Annotated in this window: 24 protein-coding genes; 20 read left to right on the forward strand and 4 right to left on the reverse strand. The window is 65.6% G+C overall.

What is annotated here, in order from left to right:
• The first annotated feature begins 36 nt into the window (after positions 1–36).
• The 11 genes from aspT to H4P35_RS07175 all read left to right on the forward strand — a co-directional run bounded on the left by aspT (position 37) and on the right by H4P35_RS07175 (position 11,940).
• A complete protein-coding gene (aspT, locus tag H4P35_RS07125; protein ID WP_226848531.1) occupies positions 37–1,737 on the forward strand; it encodes an aspartate-alanine antiporter in 1,701 nt (566 codons plus the stop codon).
• A 204-nt stretch (positions 1,738–1,941) separates the two neighbouring features.
• Positions 1,942–2,583 (forward strand): peroxiredoxin, encoded by a 642-nt coding sequence (locus H4P35_RS07130; RefSeq protein WP_056322285.1) that lies wholly within the window; start codon positions 1,942–1,944, stop codon positions 2,581–2,583.
• Positions 2,584–2,859: 276 nt separating this feature from the next.
• A complete protein-coding gene (locus H4P35_RS07135; RefSeq protein WP_226849444.1) occupies positions 2,860–3,825 on the forward strand; it encodes a sulfate ABC transporter substrate-binding protein in 966 nt (321 codons plus the stop codon).
• A gap of 24 nt (positions 3,826–3,849) precedes the next feature.
• Positions 3,850–4,740: a sulfate ABC transporter permease subunit CysT gene (gene cysT, locus H4P35_RS07140; RefSeq protein WP_056322290.1), complete on the forward strand. Its 891-nt coding sequence runs from the start codon at positions 3,850–3,852 to the stop codon at positions 4,738–4,740.
• The gene (gene cysW / locus H4P35_RS07145) at positions 4,737–5,636 is read left to right on the forward strand and encodes a sulfate ABC transporter permease subunit CysW (RefSeq protein ID WP_226848532.1); all 900 of its coding nucleotides are present in this window, start codon (positions 4,737–4,739) and stop codon (positions 5,634–5,636) included. Before cysT ends, cysW begins: the two co-directional genes overlap by 4 nt.
• Positions 5,637–5,660: 24 nt before the next feature.
• Positions 5,661–6,725 carry a sulfate/molybdate ABC transporter ATP-binding protein gene (locus H4P35_RS07150; protein WP_223574717.1) on the forward strand — a complete coding sequence of 355 codons (1,065 nt, stop codon included), beginning with the start codon at positions 5,661–5,663 and terminating at the stop codon, positions 6,723–6,725.
• Positions 6,722–7,465 (forward strand): phosphoadenylyl-sulfate reductase, encoded by a 744-nt coding sequence (locus tag H4P35_RS07155; protein WP_152383781.1) that lies wholly within the window; start codon positions 6,722–6,724, stop codon positions 7,463–7,465. The genes H4P35_RS07150 and H4P35_RS07155 overlap by 4 nt, the downstream gene beginning before the upstream one ends.
• Before the next feature lie 39 nt (positions 7,466–7,504).
• On the forward strand, positions 7,505–8,413 hold the full coding sequence (cysD, locus tag H4P35_RS07160) for a sulfate adenylyltransferase subunit CysD (RefSeq protein WP_152383782.1): 909 nt from the start codon (positions 7,505–7,507) through the stop codon (positions 8,411–8,413).
• A 42-nt stretch (positions 8,414–8,455) separates the two neighbouring features.
• Positions 8,456–9,754: a sulfate adenylyltransferase subunit 1 gene (locus tag H4P35_RS07165; RefSeq protein ID WP_062838618.1), complete on the forward strand. Its 1,299-nt coding sequence runs from the start codon at positions 8,456–8,458 to the stop codon at positions 9,752–9,754.
• Between the two features lie 211 nt (positions 9,755–9,965).
• Positions 9,966–11,396: a PA0069 family radical SAM protein gene (locus tag H4P35_RS07170; protein ID WP_226848533.1), complete on the forward strand. Its 1,431-nt coding sequence runs from the start codon at positions 9,966–9,968 to the stop codon at positions 11,394–11,396.
• A gap of 76 nt (positions 11,397–11,472) precedes the next feature.
• Positions 11,473–11,940 (forward strand): hypothetical protein, encoded by a 468-nt coding sequence (locus tag H4P35_RS07175; RefSeq protein ID WP_226848534.1) that lies wholly within the window; start codon positions 11,473–11,475, stop codon positions 11,938–11,940.
• A gap of 19 nt (positions 11,941–11,959) precedes the next feature.
• On the opposite strand, the gene H4P35_RS07180 is transcribed toward H4P35_RS07175, so the two are convergent.
• The gene (locus H4P35_RS07180; RefSeq protein WP_108696456.1) at positions 11,960–12,832 is read right to left on the reverse strand and encodes a DMT family transporter; all 873 of its coding nucleotides are present in this window, start codon (positions 12,830–12,832) and stop codon (positions 11,960–11,962) included.
• 212 nt (positions 12,833–13,044) lie between these two features.
• Between H4P35_RS07180 and rplS the strand changes: the two genes are divergently transcribed.
• Both rplS and H4P35_RS07190 read left to right on the forward strand, forming a co-directional pair.
• Positions 13,045–13,425: a 50S ribosomal protein L19 gene (gene rplS, locus H4P35_RS07185; protein ID WP_056322312.1), complete on the forward strand. Its 381-nt coding sequence runs from the start codon at positions 13,045–13,047 to the stop codon at positions 13,423–13,425.
• Between the two features lie 124 nt (positions 13,426–13,549).
• Positions 13,550–14,281, forward strand: a complete 732-nt coding sequence (locus tag H4P35_RS07190; protein WP_128827751.1) for a CoA pyrophosphatase — start codon at positions 13,550–13,552, stop codon at positions 14,279–14,281.
• Between the two features lie 82 nt (positions 14,282–14,363).
• On the opposite strand, the gene rsgA is transcribed toward H4P35_RS07190, so the two are convergent.
• On the reverse strand, positions 14,364–15,266 hold the full coding sequence (gene rsgA, locus H4P35_RS07195) for a ribosome small subunit-dependent GTPase A (protein WP_062838621.1): 903 nt from the start codon (positions 15,264–15,266) through the stop codon (positions 14,364–14,366).
• Positions 15,263–16,513 (reverse strand): M48 family metallopeptidase, encoded by a 1,251-nt coding sequence (locus tag H4P35_RS07200; RefSeq protein ID WP_152383786.1) that lies wholly within the window; start codon positions 16,511–16,513, stop codon positions 15,263–15,265. The genes rsgA and H4P35_RS07200 overlap by 4 nt, the downstream gene beginning before the upstream one ends.
• 61 nt (positions 16,514–16,574) lie before the next feature.
• Here H4P35_RS07200 and orn point away from each other — a divergent pair, with 61 nt between their 5' ends.
• Both orn and H4P35_RS07210 read left to right on the forward strand, forming a co-directional pair.
• Positions 16,575–17,120 carry an oligoribonuclease gene (gene orn, locus H4P35_RS07205; RefSeq protein ID WP_062838623.1) on the forward strand — a complete coding sequence of 182 codons (546 nt, stop codon included), beginning with the start codon at positions 16,575–16,577 and terminating at the stop codon, positions 17,118–17,120.
• Positions 17,121–17,179: 59 nt separating this feature from the next.
• The gene (locus H4P35_RS07210; protein WP_226848535.1) at positions 17,180–17,818 is read left to right on the forward strand and encodes an NAD(P)H-hydrate epimerase; all 639 of its coding nucleotides are present in this window, start codon (positions 17,180–17,182) and stop codon (positions 17,816–17,818) included.
• 19 nt (positions 17,819–17,837) lie between these two features.
• On the opposite strand, the gene paaX is transcribed toward H4P35_RS07210, so the two are convergent.
• Positions 17,838–18,767 carry a phenylacetic acid degradation operon negative regulatory protein PaaX gene (paaX, locus tag H4P35_RS07215; RefSeq protein WP_175156251.1) on the reverse strand — a complete coding sequence of 310 codons (930 nt, stop codon included), beginning with the start codon at positions 18,765–18,767 and terminating at the stop codon, positions 17,838–17,840.
• A gap of 172 nt (positions 18,768–18,939) precedes the next feature.
• On the opposite strand from paaX, the gene paaA reads away from it, so the two are divergent.
• From paaA to paaE, 5 genes are all read left to right on the forward strand, one after another.
• Entirely contained in the window at positions 18,940–19,929 is a 990-nt protein-coding gene (gene paaA / locus H4P35_RS07220) for a 1,2-phenylacetyl-CoA epoxidase subunit PaaA (RefSeq protein WP_062838626.1), read from the forward strand.
• Positions 19,930–20,128: 199 nt separating this feature from the next.
• The gene (gene paaB, locus H4P35_RS07225) at positions 20,129–20,413 is read left to right on the forward strand and encodes a 1,2-phenylacetyl-CoA epoxidase subunit PaaB (protein ID WP_006388300.1); all 285 of its coding nucleotides are present in this window, start codon (positions 20,129–20,131) and stop codon (positions 20,411–20,413) included.
• A 16-nt stretch (positions 20,414–20,429) separates the two neighbouring features.
• Positions 20,430–21,194 (forward strand): 1,2-phenylacetyl-CoA epoxidase subunit PaaC, encoded by a 765-nt coding sequence (paaC, locus tag H4P35_RS07230; protein ID WP_226848536.1) that lies wholly within the window; start codon positions 20,430–20,432, stop codon positions 21,192–21,194.
• Positions 21,191–21,697 (forward strand): 1,2-phenylacetyl-CoA epoxidase subunit PaaD, encoded by a 507-nt coding sequence (paaD, locus tag H4P35_RS07235; protein WP_062838680.1) that lies wholly within the window; start codon positions 21,191–21,193, stop codon positions 21,695–21,697. The genes paaC and paaD overlap by 4 nt, the downstream gene beginning before the upstream one ends.
• Before the next feature lie 14 nt (positions 21,698–21,711).
• Positions 21,712–22,800, forward strand: coding sequence for a 1,2-phenylacetyl-CoA epoxidase subunit PaaE (gene paaE, locus H4P35_RS07240; protein ID WP_056322336.1), 1,089 nt, complete (start codon positions 21,712–21,714; stop codon positions 22,798–22,800).
• The last annotated feature ends 20 nt before the right edge of the window (positions 22,801–22,820 follow it).

Here is a 22,820-nt window from a genome sequence, read left to right on the forward strand (position 1 = left end):
GGCGCAACGCAGGCAACAACAGGGCGGCGTGAACTCATGACGTGTTCGGTCGGGTTTTTCAATAACGTCCCCATCGCGGTGTTGTTCGTCACGGTGGGCTTGGGATACCTGATCGGCAAGCTGAAGGTCGGGCCGATACAGCTAGGCGGGGTGTGCGGCACGCTGATCGTCGCCCTGCTGATCGGCCAGACGGGCTGCCAGATGCGCGGCGACCTGAAGGAAGTCGCGTTCGCCCTGTTCATCTTTGCCATGGGCTACTCCGGCGGCCCGCAGTTCTTCGCCAACCTCAACCGGTCCAGCCTGCGCTTTGTGGCGCTGCCGCTCATCGAGGCGGTGCTTGTCTTGACGATCGTGCTGACGGCCGTGCCGCTGTTCGGGCTGGATGCCGGCACTGCCGCGGGCCTGGCGGCCGGTGCGGCGACGGAATCGGCTGTCGTTGGCACCGCCGCCGAGGCGCTCAAGCACCTGGGGCTGCCGGATGCCGAGGTGCAGCGCATGGAGGCCAACATCGCGACGGCCTACACGCTGACCTACCTGGTGGGTCTCATCAGCATCGTGTTCTTCACCAGCCAGGTGGCGCCCGCGCTGCTGCGCATCAACCTGCGCGAGGCGTCCAAGGCGCTGGAGGCCAAGCTGGGCGCCATGCCCGGCGACAACGACGAGGCCAGCCTGCCGACACTGCCGCGTCTGGTGGGACGCGCCCACGTGGTCAAGGACGTGGACGGCAAACGGGTCGCCGACGTGGAGGCCCAGTTGGGCGGACGCACGGTGGTCAGCCGCGTCCTGCGCAATGGCGAGGCGGTCGATGCCACGCCCGATTATGTGCTGGCGACCGGCGACATCGTGGTGGTGCTGGGACTGCGCCGTTTTGCGCTGCGAGCCGGATCGGTGATCGGCCCGGAAATCCAGTTGCCCGAGGCGCACGCGGACGACCTGCAATTGAGCGAGCTGCAAGTCATCGTCAGCAAGAAGACCGTCAATGGTCACACGGTGGGCGAGCTGGCTAAGCGCCCCAACGCCCGGCGCGCGCGGGGCGTGTTCCTGCAATCCATTACGCGGTCGGGGCACGTGCTGCCCCTGACCCCCGCGACGGTCGTGCAATACGGCGATCTGGTCACCCTGGTGGGCGCGGAGCCGGAGCTGTCCGAGGCGGGTGCGGCGCTGGGATCCGAACTGCGCCGCAGCGGCGTGACAGACCTGGTCTTTCTGGCGTTCGGCATTCTTGCCGGGCTGATGATCGGCAGCCTGGGGGCAAGGCTGTGGGGGATTCCGGTATCGCTGGGCAGCGGGGGCGGGGCGCTGGTCAGCGGCCTGGTGTGCGGCTGGATCAATGCGAAGCGGCCGTCGATCGGACACATGCCGGCCCATGCCGTGCAATTGCTCAAGGACCTGGGACTGGCGATCTTCGTGGCCTGCGTGGGCCTGTCGGCCGGGCCGGATGCGCTGTCGCTGATCCGCGAGCATGGCGCGGTGCTGCCCTTGATCGGCCTGTTGGTGTCGCTGGGGCCCGCGTGCCTGTCGCTCTGGGTGGGACACAAGCTATTGAAGATCGAAGGGCCGCTGCTGGTGGGCGCCATTGCCGGACAGCATGTCAGCACGCTGGCCATCAGCGCCATCCTGACGGCCAGCGGAAGTTCGGTGCCCCTCTTGGGTTACACGGTGACATACGCCATCGCCAACGTGCTGCTGCCGGTGCTGGGGCCGATCATCGTGTCGCTGGCGTACCACCTGAGCTGAGCGGCTTCAGCCGGGGGCGGGATGGCGAAAAGCCTGCTGCGAATATTGCATAAGGTTATATGACTTGCGTATTTCCCCGCCTGTTGGTTTGATGGAAGAATCGTTTCACACGCGGTCACCGCCGCCCCGAAACGCGATTGCCCGCTGCGGTCCAAGCCGGACCGGCGGCCGGTCCCATCAACTGAATCCCGTACAGGAGACATCATGAGTCAACTACGCCTGGGCGACACCGCCCCTGATTTCGAGCAGGAATCCTCGGCTGGCAAGATCCGCTTCCACGAGTACCTGGGCAACAGCTGGGGGGTGCTTTTCTCGCATCCGGCCGATTTCACGCCCGTCTGCACGACCGAGCTGGGCTACACCGCCAAGCTGGCCGACGAGTTCGCCAAGCGCAACGTGAAGGTTCTGGCCCTGTCGGTCGATGGCGCCGATTCGCACGCCAAGTGGATCGAAGACATCAACGACACGCAATCGACGACGGTCAACTTTCCGATCATTGCCGACAAGGACCGCAAGGTCTCCGAGCTGTACGACATGATCCACCCGAATGCCAGCGCCACCGCGACCGTGCGTTCGGTGTTCGTCATCGATCCGAACAAGAAGGTCCGCCTGACCATCACGTATCCCGCCAGCACGGGCCGCAATTTCAATGAGATCCTGCGCGTCATCGATTCGCTGCAACTGACCGACAGCCACAGCGTGGCGACGCCGGTCAATTGGGAAGACGGCGACGACGTGATCATTGTTCCTTCCCTGCAGGACGAAGCGGTCATCAAGGAGAAGTTCCCCAAGGGCTACAAGGCCGTGCGTCCGTACCTGCGCATCACGCCGCAACCGAATAAGTAAATACGAAAAACAGGGGGTGCGCGCTGCCGCTTCAGCGCGCCGGATAACCACCCGGACCGCCGCAATCTTCATAGAGGATTGCGGCGGTTTTTCGTTGCTGGGACGCGCGTCCTATATGCCTCTTGGCGATGAGCAATCAAAAAATGATTCGTTCCGTTCAGATCGGCCTGCCCGCAAACTTGCCTCCACATTGCAGATCACAGGGAGCAGGGCATGTCTTTCAGGAAAGCCGGTTGGTTGGCCGCCTTGGCCGCAGTCACGGTGTCGTTTGCCGCGATGGCGCCCGCGCAGGCACAGCAGAAGCAGACGCTGTTGAACGTGTCCTACGATCCGACGCGCGAACTCTATCGCGCCATCGATGACGCCTTCGTCAAGCAGTACAAGGAAAAGGCCAACGTCGATCTGACGATCCGCCAGTCGCACGGCGGTTCCGGCCGCCAGGCGCGTTCGGTCATCGACGGGCTGGAAGCCGACGTGGTGACGCTGGCGCTGGCCTACGACATCGACGCCATTGCCGACCGCGGCCTGCTGCCCGAGAACTGGCAGACCCGCCTGCCGCAGAACAGCTCGCCGTACACGTCCACCATCGTGTTCCTGGTGCGCAAGGGCAACCCGAAGCAGATCAAGGACTGGGACGATCTGGTCAAGGACGGCGTGCAGGTCATCACCCCAAATCCCAAGACCTCGGGCGGCGCCCGCTGGAACTACCTGGCCGCGTGGGCCTACGCGCTGGAAAAGAACGGCGGCAGCGAGGACAAGGCGCGCGCCTTCGTCGGCGACCTGCTCAAGCACGTGCCGGTGCTGGATACCGGCGCGCGCGGCGCCACCACGACGTTCGTGGAGCGCGGCGTGGGCGACGTGCTGCTGGCCTGGGAGAACGAAGCGTTTCTGGCCCTGGAGGAACTGGGCCCGGACAAGTTCGACATCGTGGTGCCGTCGCTGTCCATCCTGGCCGAACCGCCGGTGGCCATCGTCGACAAGGTCGTGGACAAGAAGGGCACACGCGCCGTCGCGCAGGCCTATCTGGAATTCCTGTACACCCCGGCCGCCCAGGAAATCATCGCCAGGAATTACTACCGTCCGCTGGACAAGACGGTCGCCGCCAAATACGAGGCGAAGTTCCCCAAGGTCAAGCTCGTCACCATCGACGACAAGATCTTCGGCGGCTGGCGCAAGGCGCAGAAGGACCACTTCAGCGACGGCGGCACCTTCGATCAGATCTACCAGCCGCAGAAGAAATAACGGCATCACGTTCGGACGACGGCCATGACTTCAGCCTCGAACCCGGTGGCAAACGGCGCGCAAGCGCCTTTTGCCGCTCGGCGCAACAGCCCGGGCGTGCTGCCCGGATTTGGCATTTCCATGGGCTACGCGGTGCTGTATCTCAGCGTGCTCGTGCTGATCCCGCTTGCCGCCTTGCCCATCAAGAGCGCCGGCCTGGGATGGCAAGGCTTCTGGGACGCGGTCACCGCGCCGCGCGTGCTGGCCTCCTACAAGCTGACCTTCGGCGCGTCGTTCATTGCGGCGCTGGTGAACCTGGTGTTCGGCACGGTGGTCGCGTGGGTGCTGGTGCGCTACCGCTTTCCCGGCAAGAAGATCCTGGACGCGCTGGTAGACCTGCCGTTCGCGCTGCCGACGGCTGTGGCGGGCATTGCCCTGACCGCGCTGTACTCGCAGAAGGGCTGGCTGGGCGGGCCGTTGTCGGAATGGTTTGGCCTGAAGGTGGCGTTCACGCCGCTGGGCATCGTCATCGCGCTCATCTTCATCGGCGTGCCGTTCGTCGTGCGCACGGTGCAGCCGGTGCTTGAAGACGTCGAGCGCGAAATCGAAGAGGCCGCCGCCAGCCTGGGCGCGGACCGCTGGCAGACCTTCCGGCGCGTGCTGCTGCCGACCATCACGCCCGCGCTGATGACGGGGTTTGCGCTGGCGTTTGCGCGCGCGGTGGGCGAGTACGGATCGGTGGTGTTCATTGCGGGCAACATGCCCATGGTGTCCGAGATCACGCCGCTGCTGATCATTTCCAAGCTGGAGCAGTTCGACTACGCCGGCGCGGCCGCCATCGCGACCGTGATGCTGGTGCTGTCGTTCGTGCTGCTGCTCGTCATCAATCTGTTGCAGGGCTGGCAGGCGCGCCGCGGCCTGGGGAGGCTGTCATGAGCGCACCGGATCGTCCCGCGCATCTGACCGAGCCGCGCTGGGTGCGCGGCGTTCTGCTGTTCATCGCGCTGGGGTTTCTGGCGCTCTTTCTGCTGGTGCCGCTGGCGGCCGTATTTGCCGAGGCCTTCCGGAAGGGATGGGCGCTGTACCTGGACGCCATCGTCGAACCGGACGCGCTGGCGGCGATCCGTCTGACGCTGCTGGTCGCGGCAATCGCCTTGCCGGTCAATCTGGTGTTCGGCGTGGCGGCGGCCTGGGCCATCACCAAGTTCCAGTTCCGCGGCAAGCAGTTCCTCATCACGCTGATCGACCTGCCGTTCTCGGTCTCGCCCGTGGTGGCCGGTCTGGTGTTCGTGCTGCTGTTCGGCTCGCAGGGCTGGTTTGGCGAGTGGCTGCAGGCGCACGACATCAAGATCGTCTATGCGGTGCCCGGCATCATTCTCGCGACGTTGTTCGTGACGTTCCCGTTCGTGGCGCGCGAACTGATCCCGCTGATGCAGGCGCAGGGCAGCGAGGAAGAGCAGGCCGCGCTGACGCTGGGCGCAAGCGGCTGGCAGATCTTCTGGCGCGTGACGCTGCCGAACATCAAGTGGGGCCTGCTGTACGGCGCCATCCTGTGCAACGCGCGGGCGATGGGCGAGTTCGGGGCGGTGTCGGTGGTGTCCGGGCAGATCCGGGGCCTGACCAACACGATGACCCTGCATGTGGAGATTCTCTACAACGAATACCAGTATTCCGCGGCGTTCGCCGTCGCCTCGCTGCTGGCCTTGCTGGCGCTGTTGACCCTGGTGGCGAAGAACGTGGTCGAGTGGCGCAACGCGCGCCTTCTGCAGGGCGCCGACCAGCCGGTGGAGTATCCCGGCCCCGCGGTTGCCATCAACCCGGCGGCCGCCTGACGAGCCGGGCAAGGAGACATAGGCATGAGTATCGAAGTACGCAATTTATCCAAGCGCTTCGGCCAGTTCAAGGCGCTGAACGATGTGTCGCTGCACATCGAGACCGGCGAGCTGGTGGCGCTGCTGGGGCCGTCGGGCTGCGGCAAGACCACGCTGTTGCGCATCATCGCCGGGCTGGAGTCGGCCGATTCGGGCAGCGTGCTGTTCGCGGGCGAAGACGCCACTGCCGTGGACGTGCGGCAGCGCCAAGTTGGATTCGTGTTCCAGCACTATGCGCTGTTCAAGCATATGACGGTGTTCGAGAACGTGGCCTTCGGCCTGCGCGTCAAGCACCGCTCGCAGCGTCCGTCCGAGGATCAGATCAAGCGCAAGGTGCATGACCTGCTGAGCCTGGTGCAACTGGACTGGCTGGCCGACCGCTATCCGGCGCAGCTGTCGGGCGGGCAGCGCCAGCGCATCGCGCTGGCGCGGGCGCTGGCGGTCGAGCCGCGCGTGCTGCTGCTCGATGAGCCCTTCGGCGCGCTGGACGCCAAGGTGCGCAAGGAGCTGCGCCGCTGGCTGCGGCGGCTGCACGACGAACTGCACGTGGCCAGTGTGTTCGTCACGCACGATCAGGAAGAGGCGCTGGAAGTCTCGGACCGCGTGGTGCTGATGAACGCCGGTCGCATCGAGCAGGTGGGCACGCCGCGCGAGGTCTGGGAAAGTCCGGCCACGCCGTTCGTCTACGGATTCCTGGGCGACGTGAATCAACTGCAAGGCACCGCCACGCGCGGGGTGTGGGAAGGCGCCGGCCTGTCGCTGCCGGCCCCGGAACTGGCGCAGGCCGACGCGCAGCGCGCCACGGCCTACGTGCGGCCGCATGAGTTCGAGGTCGAGCGCTACCGCGCTGGCGCCGAGGGCATTGCCGTTCGGCTGTCTCACGCCTATCTGGCAGGCCCCAGCGCATACCTGGAACTGGCGCGCCAGGACTCGGACGCCATCATCGAGGCCGAGGTGCCCGAATCCCTTTATCAGCAACTCAATCTGCAGGATGGCGAGATCCTGCTGGCGCGTCCCCGGCGCGCCCGTATTTTCGCGGTGCAACCATGACCACAACGGAACTCACTTCAGAACTTGAACCCGCCCTGGCGGCGCGCTGGCGCGACCTGACCGGGCGGCTGGCGGACATCCGCCGGCGTTACCCGGATGCCGCGCTGGCCTCGTCGTTGGCGGCCGAGGACATGGTGCTGACGCATGCCATCTACAGCTCGGACCTGGATCTTGAGGTCTTCACGCTGGACACGGGGCGGCTGCATGCCGAGACGCTGGGCGTGCTGGATGCCGTGCGCGAACGCTACGGCCGCGAGATCACGGTGTACCGGCCCGTGCAGGCGGCAGTCGACGAACACGTCGCCGCGCATGGCGCCCATGCTTTCTACGAAAGCGTCGAGCTGCGCAAGGCCTGTTGCCAGATCCGCAAGGTCGAGCCGCTCAAGCGCGCGCTGGCCGGCCGCGGCGCCTGGATCACCGGACAGCGGCGCGCGCAGTCCACGACGCGCGGCGAGCTGCTGCTCGAAGAGGACGACAAGACCTTCGGGCTTTACAAATTCAACCCGCTGGCCGAGTGGAGCGAGGACGACATCTGGTCCGCCATCCGCGCGCTCGGCATTCCCTACAACCCGCTGCACGACCAGGGCTACCCGTCCATCGGTTGCGAACCCTGTACGCGCGCCATCCGCCCCGGCGAGGACCTGCGGGCAGGGCGGTGGTGGTGGGAATCGTCCGACTCGAAGGAATGCGGCCTGCACGCGGGCAACCGGGTCATCACCATTGCGGCGCGCGCCGATTGAGCGCGGCCATGAATTCAAAATCGTTTTAGGGGAAAACCTATGTCTGCTGTTATTCAACGCAGCCACCTGGATTGGCTGGAATCGGAAGCGATCTTCATCCTGCGCGAAGTCGCGGCCGAATGCGAAAAGCCCGTCCTGCTTTTTTCGGGCGGCAAGGATTCCGTGGTGCTGCTGCGCCTGGCCGAAAAGGCCTTCCGGCCCGGCCGCTTCCCGTTTCCGCTGATGCACATCGACACCGCCCATAACTTCGACGAGGTGATCGCCTTTCGCGATGCCCGCGCGGCCGAGCTGGGCGAGACGCTGATCGTGCGCAGCGTCGAGGATTCGATCAAGCGCGGCAGCGTCGTGCTGCGCCGCGAGACCGACTCGCGCAATGCGGCCCAGGCGGTGACGCTGCTGGAAGCCATCGAGGAATTCGGCTTTGACGCCTGCATCGGCGGCGCGCGTCGCGACGAGGAAAAGGCGCGCGCCAAGGAACGCATCTTTTCGTTCCGCGACGAGTTCGGCCAGTGGGATCCCAAGGCCCAGCGTCCCGAGCTCTGGAGCCTGTTCAACACGCGCGTGCATCGCGGCGAGAACATGCGCGTCTTCCCGATCTCGAACTGGACTGAGCTGGACGTCTGGCAGTACATCCAGCGCGAACAGCTGGCGCTGCCGTCGATCTACTTCGCGCACGAGCGCGAGGTGGTGCGCCGCAAGGGGCTGCTGGTGCCCGTCACCCGCCTGACCCCGCCGGCCGAGGGCGAACAGGTCGAACGCCTGTCGGTCCGGTTCCGCACGGTGGGCGATATCTCGTGCACGTGCCCGGTCGCCTCCGACGCCGGCGACACCATGGCCATCATCGCCGAGACCGCCGTGACGGACATCACCGAGCGCGGCGCCACGCGCATGGACGACCAGACTTCCGAGGCCTCCATGGAGCGCCGCAAGAAGGAAGGCTATTTCTGAACGACAAGACGCGCCGGCGCATGCCGGCGTCTGGGGACCCTCATGAACGCACTGAACGATTCCTTTCTTTCCGGCGCCGACACCGGCGTGCTGCGCCTCATCACGGCGGGCTCCGTTGACGATGGCAAGTCCACGCTGATCGGCCGCCTGCTGTATGACAGCAAGGGCGTATTTGCCGACCAGCTCGATGCGATCTCGCGCGCCAAGCACAAGCGCGTCGCGGGCGACGGCATCGATTTCTCGCTGCTGACGGACGGCCTGGAAGCCGAACGCGAGCAGGGCATCACCATCGACGTGGCGTACCGCTACTTCTCGACGCCCACGCGCAAATTCATCATCGCCGATGCGCCGGGGCACGAGCAGTACACGCGCAACATGGTGACAGGCGCATCGACCGCGGATGTCGCGGTCATTCTCATCGACGCGACCCGCGCCGCCGACGGCAAGCTGCTGCCGCAGACCAAGCGGCACAGCACCATCGCGCGCCTCTTGGGCATACGCCATATCGTCGTCGCGGTGAACAAGATGGACCTGGTGAACTGGGACCGCGCCGTCTTCGAACGCATCCGCGACGCCTATGCGGACCTGGCCGGCAAGCTGGGCATCGCGCATTTCGACGCGTTGCCGTTGTCGGCGCTGAGCGGCGACAACGTCGTCACGCTGTCCGGCAAGACGCCCTGGTACGACGGGCAGCCGCTGCTCGCGCTCCTGGAATCGCTGGATTTGTCGGGCGACGGCCGCGCGTTGCCGCTGCGCTTTCCGGTGCAGTGGGTGGCGCGCCATGGCGGCGAGCGCGCCGATGATTTCCGCGGCTACGCGGGCCGGCTCGCCAGTGGCGTGGTGCGCCCGGGAGACGCGGTGACGGTGCAGCCATCTGGGGTGACGGCGGTGGTGCAGGAAGTGCGCGCATTCGACCGCACGCTTGACGAAGCGGTGGCGGGCGACTCCATTACGCTGGTGCTGGACCGCGATGTCGACGTGTCGCGCGGTGACGTGATCGTGCACACGGCCGCGCCGGCGCAGGTGTCGCGCGAGTTCGAAGCCGAGCTGTGCTGGCTGGACGCGCAGGCCTTGAATCCGGCGCGCAAGTATCTGCTCAAGTCGGGCACGCGTCTGACGTCGGCGAAGGTGCGTGCGGTGCTGTCGCATCGGGACATCCACGAACTGCAGGAAGTCGAGAACACCGAAGGCACGCTGCGCATGAACGACATCGGACGCGTGACGCTCACCACGCGCGAGTCGCTCGCGGTCGATCGCTACGACGATGTGGCGGCAACCGGCGCGTTCATTCTGATCGACGAGGCCACGCATCAGACGGCTGCCGCCGGCATGCTGCGGTAAGCCGCAATCCGGGGCGAAATCGCTGAATTTTGCCCCGGATTTTCATGTTGTTTTTCGTCCAAACCTAATGTTGGCGCGGGTTCCCGGGCGATATCGCAAGATGAAATCGAATTGTTCAGACGATGTCTTCTTCTTGCGGTAAAGTTGGGCTGTCTGACGAAAAGGCTTTTGGTGCTTGTCAAAACCACTGTGTTTTTGTACAGTAGTTTTTATGGCACGCACCGATCATTCTTTTCCCGCCGGTTCTGGGTCCCCGGCTGCCGCCCCCGCCGCCTTGCGCGGTCGGGGTGCGGTTACTAATGTTCGGCATCGCTTCCAACGCGATGACCGCGTCCAGGTCGACGACGGCTGGTCCGCGTCCGGTCTGCCGGCCGATTTCATCGACTCCGTCCCCGATAACGCGCCGGACGCCAGCGATGCGGTCTTCTCCCCCGTTATCCCCATCCTGCCCGACACCCGCTGCGCGCCGTCCGCACCCAAGACCACGGTCACTGCGGAAGAAGCGCGCAAGATCTTGTCGCGCAACGATTCCCCAGACATTCCTTTCGACGTCGCCGCCAATCCGTACCGCGGCTGCGAGCACGGTTGCGTGTATTGCTATGCCCGGCCCACGCATTCCTACCTGGGCTATTCGCCCGGGCTGGACTTCGAAACCCGCCTGGTCGCCAAGGCCAACGCCGTGCAAGCGCTGCGCGCAGAGCTGGCTCGGCCCGGCTATAAGCCGTCGCCCATCAACATTGGCTCGGCTACCGACGCCTACCAGCCCATCGAACGCGACTGGCGCCTGACGCGGGGCATGCTCGAGCTCATGCTCGAAACCCGCCATCCGGTCACCATCGTCACCAAGAACGCGCTGGTGGCCCGCGACCTGGACCTGCTGGCCGCCCTGGCGCAGCAGAACCTCGTGGTGGTCTACATCAGCATCACCACGCTGGATGCCGGCATGGCCCGCACGTTGGAACCCCGCGCCGCCGCCCCGTGGCGCCGCCTTGAAGCGGTGCGCAGCCTGACCGACGCCGGCGTGCCGGTGGGCGTCCTGGTGGCTCCGGTCATCCCGTTCATCAACGACGAATCCATGGAACACATCCTCCAGGAAGCCAAGGCCGCCGGCGCGCATTACGCCAGCTACACGGTCCTGCGCCTGCCCTGGGAGGTCAAGACCCTGTTCGAAGACTGGCTCAACGCCCACTATCCCGACCGCGCGCAGCGCGTGCTGCATCGCATCGAAGACCTGCGCAACGGCCGCCGCAACGATCCCAACTTCGGGTCGCGCATGCGCGGAACGGGCATCTGGGCCGACCTGTTGCGCCAGCGCTTCGCGGTTGCGACGCGCAAGTTGGGGCTCAACCGCGCCCGCCTGTCGCTCGATTGCAGCCGCTTCGTGCCGCCCGTGGGGCCTGGTGCTTCAGCGTCGCTTTTCGACGCTGCGTCCGCGGCTGCGGTTGCGGCTCCGGCGGGCCCGGCCGCGGCTACGCCGGGTGATGCCGGCGGTGCCGACTCCGATTTCCCATCCCCGGCTGGCGCGAAAGCGTCTTCAGGGGTCCCTTTTCCTGGTGGTTTGCCCGCGGTCAGCGGCGCGTACGGGCGCGGTGCGCGCCAGTTGCGCGCCATGGCCGCCGGCCAATTGTCTTTGTTCGACTGACCGCAGGCTGCTGTTGCCTCGGGTGCATGCCAGGGCGAATCGCCTCGGCGCTGGAACGTTTATCCAAGGAGTTCCCATGAACACCGCTGATTTTTCCGTCCTGCAGGATGAGCTCGCCGTTTCCCTGAACCCGCTGCGCCGTGGCGCCAACCGCGCCCGCGCGTTCTGCGCCAGCCTGACGGGCATGGCCTTGCCCTGGAGCGGTTCGGCCTCTGGCCCGCGCACGCGTGCCATCCGCATGCCCGCCCGCTGGCCGTTCCCGCCGGCGCCCACGCCTGAGGAAGTGGCCATCAGTCCTGCGGCAGGCGCTCCCGCGGTCGACACCCCGGCGAGCGTTTCGGCTCCGGCTCCGGCCGCCGCTCCCGTTCCCGTAGCCGTGCCGGTCGCCTCGGGCGCGCGTGATCACAGCATCGGTGACGCCAAGGCTCAGCCCGTTGCCAACCAGCTCACCATGAAAGCCATGATCACGGACGTCGTGCTGGTGTTGGCCTGGGGCGCAATGATTCCCGGCCTGATGTGGTTGGGCGTGGCGGGCGGATTCTGAATACGCTGCCACGCGGCGGTCAGCTCGATCCCAACAGGATCACGCCCGCCAGAATGGACACGCAACCGGCCAGACGGCCGACGCCCACTTTTTCACGCAGCAGGAACATGCCGGCCAGGGTGCCGAGCATCATGGACATTTCGCGGGCTGGCGCCACCAGGCTCAGCGGCGCGCCGTTGCGCAGTGCATACAGCACCAGGATGTACCCCAGCGGCGACAGAAAACCCACGGCCAGCGCCAGGTGCCAATGTCCGCGCATGGATTCCCACGAATGCGTGGGGCGGCGCAGCATGTGGGGCGTCATCATCGCGGTGCGGGTTACACAGGTGAACCAGTCGAACAGCACCGGGCTGATCAGCAGCACTTTCACGCCGTACGCGTCCACCACCGTATAAGCGGCGATGAACAGGCCGATCACCACACCCCAGCGCACGCCGATCCACGCCTGCGGCTGCTTGAAGATGGCCAGCCGTCCCTGGGTGGCGATCAGCAGCACCCCGGCCACCACGCACAGCATGCCCGCAATCCCGGTGCTGGTGGCTGGCTCGCCCAATAGCAGGAAGGCGCCCGTGGTGGAAAGCAGCGGGCCGGTGCCCCGGGCAATCGGATACACCACGGACAGGTCGGCCACCTGATAGCCGCGTTGCAGGCACAGGCTGTAGCCCAGATGCAACAGGCTGGACGCCAGGATTGCCCCGACGACGGGCCAGGTCCAGTTCATGCCGTCGTGCATCAACACCCAGATCACCCAGGGCGCATACAGCACCGAGGCGCACAGGCCGTACGCGAAGACGAAGGGCGCGCCCACCATGGCCGCGCGCTTGGCAAGGAGGTTCCACGTGGCGTGGGCCATCGCCGCCAGGACGACCAATAACAGGGACGAGTACGACATGGGGGGAACAGCGTCAGATGACGTGTTTGTTACAGGGAGTTGGAAGGGTACCGCAAACCATGCTCAAGCCGCAGATGTTACCCGAGGCCTGGCGGAATTTTGGTGTAGAATCATCGGTTTGCCAAATCTCATCCTCTGCTTGCGGCATAGCACTCACAATACTGAACGGCAAAAGTATTACCCCGCAAAGGCATGATGATCTAGGAGTTCACATGAACCTCATCGCTATCCTGGAACAGGAAGAAATTGCCCGTCTGACCGGCGGTCAAGCCAAGCCTGAATTTGCTCCTGGTGACACCGTCATCGTGAGCGTCAACGTTGTCGAAGGCACCCGCAAGCGCGTGCAGGCTTTCGAAGGCGTTGTGATTGCCAAGCGCAATCGCGGTCTGAACTCCGCGTTCACCGTGCGCAAGATTTCGTCGGGTGAAGCCGTGGAACGTACGTTCCAGCTGTACTCGCCGCAAATCGCCAGCATCGAAGTGAAGCGCCGCGGCGACGTGCGCCGCGCCAAGCTGTACTACCTGCGCTCGCGCTCGGGCAAGTCGGCTCGCATCAAGGAAAAGCTGGTCAGCAAGCAAGCCAACGCGGCTTGATCGCTTATCGGTACACGGCCCTGCCAGTGTCGGACGTACACGCCAACCCGCGTTTCCGTCCGGCACGGGTTTCCGGGTTAAAAAGGCACCTGCGAGGGTGCCTTTTTTCTTATTTCTGAGCCGTATGTCTGATTCCTCGTCTTCCGCGCGGCCCCGACGGCCGCTGGCGCGTCCCGGCTTCGATCCCGCGACGCAACCGTGGGTGGTGGCCAACGAAGCGCTGCCGCCTGTGCCGACCCGCCTGCTCACGCCGGACTCGCTGCGAGGCACGCTGAGCCAGCCGTCCACCTGGACGCTGGAGTTGTCGCGTGACAACGACCTGCGCTATCCCGGACGAGAGGGCGCGCCGGTGCCTGCCGCCGTGCTGATTCCGCTGGTGACCCGCGACGAGGGCGTGAACATCATGCTGACGCAGCGCGCGGCGCACCTGCATGATCACGCGGGCCAGATCAGTTTTCCCGGCGGTCGCATCGAGACCAGCGACGCCACGCCCGTGGCGGCGGCGCTGCGCGAGGCGCAAGAGGAAACCGGCTTGCCGGCCAATCACGTGGAAGTCCTGGGCAGCATGCCGCCGTACCTGACGGCGACCGGCTTTTCGATCATTCCCGTCGTGTCGCTGGTGCGGCCGGGGTTCGAATTGGCGCCCGATGCGTTCGAGGTGGCCGAGGTGTTCGAGGTGCCGCTGTCCTTTCTGATGGACCCGGCCAATCACCGCCTGTACGAAGCCCGGCTGGATGATGGGCGGGTGCGCCAGTATTACGGCATGCCGTATGGCAAGCATTTCATCTGGGGCGCGACCGCGGGAATGCTGCGCAATCTTTATCACCTGCTGCGCCACGGATTCACGCCGCGCTGACGCGCCTGGGGCAGGGGTTTTCGTGACCCGCACACGCTGACGGCCCCGATTGGGGCCGTTTTCAATGGCGCGGCGCCAAGCGTCAGTAGCGTTGCTGGCCTGCCAGGTTTTCCTCAAGGATGCGTTCGTACAGCGCGTAGCGAGCAGGATCGATCCTGCCGGCCTGCAACGCCGCCATCACGCCGCAGCCGGGCTCGTGGCGGTGGGTGCAGTTGTAGAAACGGCATTCCTCGATGGGCTGCGTGAACTCCGGAAAACCGCGGATGATGTCGTCACGGGTCAGGTGATGCAGCCCGAATGCCTGGAATCCCGGCGAATCGATCAGGTCGCCGCCCGGCGCCGGCAGATGGTAGAGCCGGGTGCTGGTGGTGGTGTGCTTGCCCATGTCCAGCGCGGTGGAGTGCTCGCGCGTGGCGGCGGCGGCGTCGGGCACCAGTGCGTTCAGCAGCGTGGACTTGCCCATGCCGCTTTGCCCCAGCAGCAGGTTGGTGCGGCCAGCCAGGCGCGGCGCGAGCAGGGTGTGGACCTTTTCGGGCTCGAGCGCACTCAGTTCGATGACATCCACGCCCAGCGCCGCGATGGGCGCAAGCCGCGCGCGGGCGGCCGGCAGCTCGTCGGTCAGGTCCGTCTTGTTCAGGATGATGAGCGGCGCGATGCCTGCGCTCCATGCGCCCGCCAGAGCGCGGCCCGTCAGGTCGTCCGAAAAGGTGGGCCGCACGGCCACGACGATCAACAGCTGGTCCACATTGGACGCAAACTGCTTGGACCGCATTTCGTCGGAACGATAGAGCAGGTTGCTGCGCGGCAGGATGGCGTCGATGGCGCCTTCGTCCTTGCCTTGAGGCGTGATCTTGACCCGATCGCCCACCGCGGCGCCGGTCTTCTTGCCGCGCGGGAAGCATTTGCGTAGCGCGCCGTCGGCCAGTTCCACGGTGTAGTGGCGGCCATGCGCGGCGATGATGCGGCCTTCCATTGGCGCGCTCATGCGGCGGCCGCCATCAGGTGGCGGATGCGCACGGCGGCAGGCGGGTGACTGTCATAGAAGGCGGAGTGCACGGGGTCGGGCGTCAGGGTGGCGGCGTTGTCGTCGTACAGCTTGACCAGCGCGGAAACCAGCCGGTCCGGGGAGCTTTGCTCGGCGGCATAGCGGTCCGCTTCGAATTCGTCGCGGCGGGAATACCAACTGGCAAGAGGCGTCAACATGAAGGTGAATACGGGAATGACCAGGAAGAACAGCAACAGGGCCATGGCGTCGTTGCGGCCACCCAGTTGCGGCAGCACGCCCAGGCCCACATAGAACCACGGTTGCTGCGCGACCCAGCCCAGGATGGCAAAGAACACCAGCGCGGCGGCAAAACTGAAGACTACGCGCTTGATGATGTGACGTTTGGCGAAATGCCCCAGCTCGTGCGCCAGCACGGCTTCGATTTCGTCGGCGTTCAGGCGCGCCAGTAGGGTGTCGAAGAACACGATGCGGCGGGATTTTCCGAAGCCCGTGAAGTAGGCGTTGCCATGCGCCGAGCGGCGCGAACCGTCCATGACGAAGAGTCCGTTCAAGGCAAAGCCGCAGCGCTGGGCCAGGCGCTGGATGCGGCCGGCCAGTTCGGGGTCGGAAAGCGGCGTGAACTTGTTGAAAAGGGGGGCAATGAACATCGGGTAGATGATCAGCAGCGCCAGGTTGAACACCGTCCAGAGCGCCCAGGCCCAGATCCACCAGTAGGCGCCTGCACTGCCCATCAGCCACAGCACGGCGGCGGCCAGCGGCAGGCCCAGCACGGCGGCGACCAGGAGGCCCTTGAGGGCATCGGCCACGAACAGCCCGGGCGTCATGCGGTTAAAGCCAAAGCGCGCTTCCAGCTTGAACTGGCGCCAGAGCGTGAAGGGCAGGCCCAGCAACCCCAGCACCAGCGCCACGGTCACCAGCAGCAGCATCTGCCGCGCGAAGTCGTTGCTGGTAAGCTGGCTGACCGCAAGGTCGATGAACTGCAGCCCGCCCAACAGCGTCAGGGCGACCAGCACGAGGGCATCGTAGGTGCGTTCGAGCATGCCCAGCCTGACCCGCGCCACGGTGTAATCGGCCGCCCGTTGGTGGCTGGTCAGCCCGATGCGATGGGAGAATTCCGCAGGCACCTGGTCCCGATTGCGGGCGACGTGGCGGATCTGGCGCGACGCCAGCCACATGCGCACGGCAATATCGGTCAGCAGGAAGGCAACGAACAGCAGTGTGAACATGGGCAATGCGTTTTGCTCAAGAAGGGATGTGCGAAAATCGCGTGTTTTAAAGGCAAATTATATGGCTGCGAACGAAAACCGCCTGATCTGGCTCGACATGGAAATGACGGGGCTGGACCCCGAGAAAGAACGGATTATCGAGGTCGCCGTCGTGGTGACCGAGCCTGACCTGACGGTCGTGGCCGAAGGGCCGGTGATCGTGGTGCACCAATCCGACAGCCTGCTCGACGCCATGGACAACTGGAACAAATCCACCCACGGCAAAAGCGGGCTCATCGACAAGGTCAAGGCCTCCACGGTGTCCGAGGCGCAGGCAGAGGATACGCTGTTGGCGTTCCTTGCGCAGCATGTGCCGGCCGGAAAATCGCCGATGTGCGGCAACACCATCAGCCAGGACCGCCGTTTCATGTTTGCGTACATGCCGCGCCTGGAACAGTTCTTCCATTACCGCAACCTGGACGTCAGCACGCTCAAGGAGCTGGCGCGCCGCTGGGCCCCCGCCGTCTACAAGGGATTCGAGAAAAAGAGCCGCCACGAAGCGCTGGCCGACATCTACGAGTCCATCGACGAACTCAAGTACTACCGCGAGCATTTCCTGAAGGTCTGAGTCCGGCGGCGGACCGCCGGGTTCCAAACGTCACACGGCCTTGCCGCCGCGCTTCGCTTATGCCGTCCTACTCCGTCGCGCAGATCCGTCTTGCAGAGCAGCGCGCCCTGGCATCCGGGCGCACCCTGATGCCGCTTGCCGGCGCCGCGGCCGCCAACTTCGTTACCGCGCGGGTTCCCGCTAAGGCCTCGGTGCTTGCCCTGGCCGGTCCCGGCAATAACGGCGGGGACGCGTTGGAAGCGGCCACGCTGCTGCTGGCGCGGGGCTTCGATGTCCATGTGGTGCTGCCTTCCGGCCCCGGCAAGCTGCCTGCCGACGCTGCCCGTGCCTGGGCCGGCTGGCTGGCCGCAGGCGGTCAAGCACGCACGCATGACGACCTGACTGAAGGACCGTCCCCTGATCTGGTGATGGACGGCCTGTTCGGCATTGGCCTGAACCGTCCCTTGGATGCCAAATGGCAATCCCTGATCGATGCGGTCAATGCCTTGCAGGTGCCGGTGCTGGCGCTGGATGTGCCCAGCGGCATCGAGGCCGACAGCGGGGCGGCGCTGGGCCGCCCGATTCAGGCGCGCTGGACGCTATCTTTCATTGCGGTCAGCCGCGGGCTGTCGCTTCCCGGCGCGGGACGCGCGGCCGCCGGAGCGTGCCACGTCGATACGCTGGGCGTCGTCATGCCCGCCGACAGCGCAGACCGCTGAGCGGCCGCACGGGGGGCTGTCAGGCCGGCCGCCCGCCAAACCGGGTTTCGACCTCGGGCGACAGCGGGCGATAGCGTTCGTTGTCCTGGCCGGCCAGGGCATCCAGGTGGATCTCGGACGGATCGAATACCTTCCAGTAGAGCCGGCCGCATAAGTCGCGGGCGGCGTGGCCGGGCCAGTTGTCCGGCAGCATGGGGGCGGGAAGCTGCGGGTCGTGCAAGACGATCCGGCGCCAGCTGTGCAGCACCATGACGCGGACGGTAAATGCGTCTGCGGGCGAGGGCGCGTCGTCCAGTAGCTTTTCCAGCGGGCCGAAATTGCGCGAGAACTGCCGGTATTGCTCGGCCACGTCGTCCAGGTTCCAGCACTGGGTGGCCAGGCTGGCGATGGGCAGCCCGCCAGCCCCGGCCAGATCGCGGGCCGACAGCACCAGCGCGCGGTCCGGAATGCCCAGCTTCTCAAGGATCTCGTGCGCGGCGCGCGCCTCGGTGTGCGGATGCGCAAACAGCCCCGGCGCGATCATGCCGAAGCCTTCCCAGGTCAATTCGCGGCGCAACTCGCCGCGCTCAGCCAGTCCGTTGCCCGTGCGGGGCAACGCGACCAGCGTCCATTCCCCGTTCCATTCCTTGGCGCCGCCTTCGTAGATGCGTTGCGACGCGTGCGACGTATATCGCGCGCCTTGCTCGGAGATCAGGTACAGGCTGCGCCGGCCGTGCCGTTCGGACTGCAGCCAGTTCTGCGCCACCAGGCGAAAGACGCTGGTGCGCAGCAGGCGTTCGTTGATGCCCAGCGGGGCGAGCAGCTCGATCAGGCTGCCCAGCCAGATGGCGCCGCCGTGGGGCGCGAGCGCATCGCCCAGCACGCTGACGCAGAGCGATTTCGCGCGGGGCGGATCGCTTTTCAATAAGCGGGACAGGGCGCGTTCCAGGGGCGACTGAGGGTTTGCCATAAGGAGGGCCGCGGACGGCCGATATCGGGATGCTGGATATGATACATAAATCCAATGTGATACAGATTTGAGTTTGACAATGAATTTTTTGTATTAAATAATCGATCCATGACATGACGGCACTGCGCAGCGTTTGCTTTGCGTTTTCGCAAACCGTCTCAAGGAGACAACTATGTACGCTCAACTCGTCGAAACCGGCGTCAAGCAGGTCAAGACCGCGGACCAGCTCGAAGGCCTGGAACAGACGTTCCAGCGGCGCATCGACGACGGCGTCCGCATCGAGGCCAAGGACTGGATGCCCGAGGCCTACCGCAAGACCCTGGTTCGCCAGATCTCGCAGCACGCGCACTCGGAAATCGTGGGCATGCTGCCGGAGGGCAACTGGATCACCCGCGCGCCGTCCCTCAAGCGCAAGGCCATCCTTCTGGCCAAGGTGCAGGACGAAGCGGGCCACGGGCTCTACCTGTACAGCGCCGCGGAAACCCTGGGCGTGTCGCGCGACGACCTGATCGACGACCTGCACGCCGGGCGCGCCAAGTACTCCAGCATCTTCAATTACCCCACGCTCAGCTGGGCCGACATCGGCATGATCGGCTGGCTGGTCGACGGCTCGGCGATCATCAACCAGATTCCCCTGTGCCGCTGTTCGTACGGCCCGTACGCGCGGGCCATGGTGCGTGTCTGTAAGGAAGAGTCCTTCCACCAACGCCAGGGCTATGACCTGCTCATGCAGATGTGCCTGCACGGCACGCCCGAACAGAAGGCGATGGTGCAGGACTCGCTGAACCGCTGGTGGTGGCCGGCCCTGATGATGTTCGGCCCGTCGGATGCGGATTCGCCCAACAGCGCCCAATCGATGGCCTGGAAGATCAAGCTCTTCTCGAACGACGAGCTGCGCCAGAAGATGGTGGACCAGACCGTGCCCCAGGCCGAGTACCTGGGCCTGACCGTCCCCGATCCTGACCTGAAGTGGAACGCCGAGCGCGGTCACTACGACTTCGGCGAAATCGACTGGACCGAGTTCTACGCCGTGCTCAAGGGCAACGGCCCCTGCAACCGCGAACGCCTCGCCGCGCGCGTCAAGGCGCACGAGGATGGCGCCTGGGTGCGCGACGCGCTGGTCGCCCACGCCGAAAAGCAGTCCGCCCGTAAAGCCGCTTGAAGGTTCCACCCCCCCCGGAGCGCTGCGCGCTTCCCCCCCAGGGGGGCGCCGCAGCGGACCGGCGGAGCCCGGATCCGCGCGGCCCCGCTGGCCCTTGCTGGCGCTTCGGGATCGGTCAAATTTCTGGCATTCGCAGTTCCCAATTTCATTTATTGCAGACCGTCGGCGCCATGCGCCCCGGCATTAGAGGAAATCCATCATGAGCAAAGACTGGCCTCTGTGGGAAGTCTTCATCCGCAGCCAGCACGGCCTGGCGCACAAGCACGTGGGCAGCCTGCATGCCCCGGATGCGGAAATGGCGATCAATCATGCCCGCGACGTGTATACGCGCCGCAACGAGGGCCTGAGCATCTGGGTGGTGCGCGCCTCCGACATTTCGGCCAGCAGCCCGGGCGACAAGGATCCGCTGTTCGAGCCGGCCAACAGCAAGGTCTACCGGCATCCGACCTTCTTCCCGATGCCTGAAGAAATCAAGCACATGTAAGGCGGATGGGGGAGACATGGATAAAGCACTCTTTGAATACCTGCTGCGTCTGGGCGACACGTCGCTCATCCTGTCGCAGCGGCTGGGCGCCTGGACGGGCCACGGTCCGATCCTGGAAGAAGACCTGGCGCTGACCAACACGGCGCTGGACCTGCTGGGCCAGGCCCGCATGTGGCTGACGCTGGCCGGCGAGGTCGAGGGCGCGGGCCGCGACGAGGACGCGCTGGCCTATCTGCGCGACGCGCACGAATTCCGCAACGCGCTGCTGGTCGAGCGCGACAACGGCAACTACGCCGACACCATGGCGCGGCAATTCCTGTTCGACGTGTGGCATTACTTCCTGCTGCAGCGCCTGGAGACGTCCGCCGACGAGCGCGTTGCGGCCATCGCGGCCAAGTCGCTCAAGGAAGTCACCTATCACGTGCGGCGTTCCTCCGACATGGTGGTGCGTCTGGGCGACGGCACGGCCGAAAGCCACGCCAAGATGCAGGCCGCCATCGACGACGCGTGGCGTTTCACCGGCGAGCTCTTTGCTGATGACGCCATCGACCAGGACCTCGCGGCGCGCGGCATCGGCTGTGAGCTGGCCTCGCTGCGCCAGCCCTGGCTTGCGCACGTGCGCGAAGTGCTGGAAGAAGCCACCTTGACGGTGCCCGACGAGGCGGCCGCAAACCACGCGGCGCACCGCGGCGGCCGCCAGGGCAAGCACACCGAGGCGCTGGGCTACGTGCTGGCCGAAATGCAATACCTGCCCCGCGCCTACCCGGGAGCCACGTGGTGAACGCGCTCGCGCCCATTTCCGCCGACCAGGTCTACGCCTGGCTGCAGGAGGTTCCCGATCCGGAGATCCCCGTGCTGTCCGTGGTGGACCTGGGCGTGGTGCGCGATGTGTCGTGGGACGGCGACGCCTGTGTCGTCGTCATCACGCCGACCTATTCGGGCTGCCCCGCCATGCGCGAAATCACGCAGGACATCCGCCAGACGCTCGAACGCCACGGCGTGCCCGAGGTCCGGGTGGAAACGCGCCTCGCGCCCGCCTGGACGACCGACTGGATGACCGAAAAAGGCCGCGAGGCCCTCAAGGGTTACGGCATCGCGGCCCCCGCCGAACGCGCCATCGACATCTCGGGCATCAGCCGCCGCACGGCAGCGCCGGCCATCGCCTGCCCGCGCTGCGGGTCGCGCGACACGCGCCTGGTCAGCAATTTCGGGTCCACGTCGTGCAAGGCGCTGTATCGCTGCGTCTCGTGCCGCGAGCCCTTCGATTATTTCAAGACTCACTAAAGAGTGGTTTCGAGATGAGCCAGAACCAATTCCATGCTTTGAAGGTGGCGTCCGTCGCGCGCAACACGCGCGACGCCGTGGTCGTGACCTTCGACCTGCCCGAGGCGCTGACGGAAGAATTTGCCTTCCAGCCCGGCCAGTACCTGACGCTGCGCACGCAGCTCAACGGCGAAGAACTGCGCCGTTCGTATTCGATCTGTTCGGCGCCGCGCGACAAGCTCCTGCGCGTGGCGATCAAGAAGGTCGACGAGGGCGTGTTCTCCAGTTGGGCCAATCACGAATTGCAGCCTGGCCAGACGCTCGAAGTCATGGCGCCGGCCGGCAACTTCACCGTGGACTTCTCGCCGGAGAACCAGCGCCACTACGTGGCCTTCGCGGTGGGCAGCGGCATTACGCCTGTCTTTTCGCTGGTCAAGACGGCGCTGTCGACCGAACCCAAGAGCAAGTTCACCCTGTTCTTCGGCAACCGCGCGTCGTCCGCGGTGCTGTTCCGCGAGGAAATCGAAGACCTGAAGAATCTGTACATGGACCGCTTTTCGCTGGTCTACGTCATGAGCCGCGAGACGCAGGACATCGAGCTCTTCAACGGGCGCCTGGACGGGGACAAGGTCGATCAGCTCATGTCGGCCTGGATGAGCCCGGAGGATATCGATTACGCTTTTGTGTGCGGTCCCCAGACCATGACGGAGAGCGTGGTCGAACGGTTGCAGGCGCGCGGCATCCCGAAGTCGAACATCAAGTTCGAACTCTTCGGCGCGCCGAAGGGCCCGCGCGCGCTGCGCACCGGCCAGGACGCCCGCCAGGCGCCCGGCAAGGGGCAGTGCGAGGTCACCGTGGTGCAGGACGGGCATAGCCGCATGTTCGTCATCGACAAGAACAAGGACAGCGTGCTGGATTCGGCGCTGGCACAGGGCATCGAACTGCCGTATTCGTGCAAGGGCGGGGTGTGTTCCACCTGCCGCTGCAAGGTGATTGAAGGCGAGGTGGACATGGACGCCAACTTCGCCCTTGAAGACTATGAGGTCGCGCGCGGGTTCATCCTGAGCTGCCAGAGCTTCCCGGTCAGCGACCGGCTGGTCATCGACTTCGACCAGGAAACCTGACCCGGCGCGCGCCAGGCAAG

It is taken from the genome of Achromobacter sp. 77 (genome assembly GCF_020541125.1).
GTDB classification, from domain to species: domain Bacteria; phylum Pseudomonadota; class Gammaproteobacteria; order Burkholderiales; family Burkholderiaceae_B; genus Achromobacter; species Achromobacter mucicolens.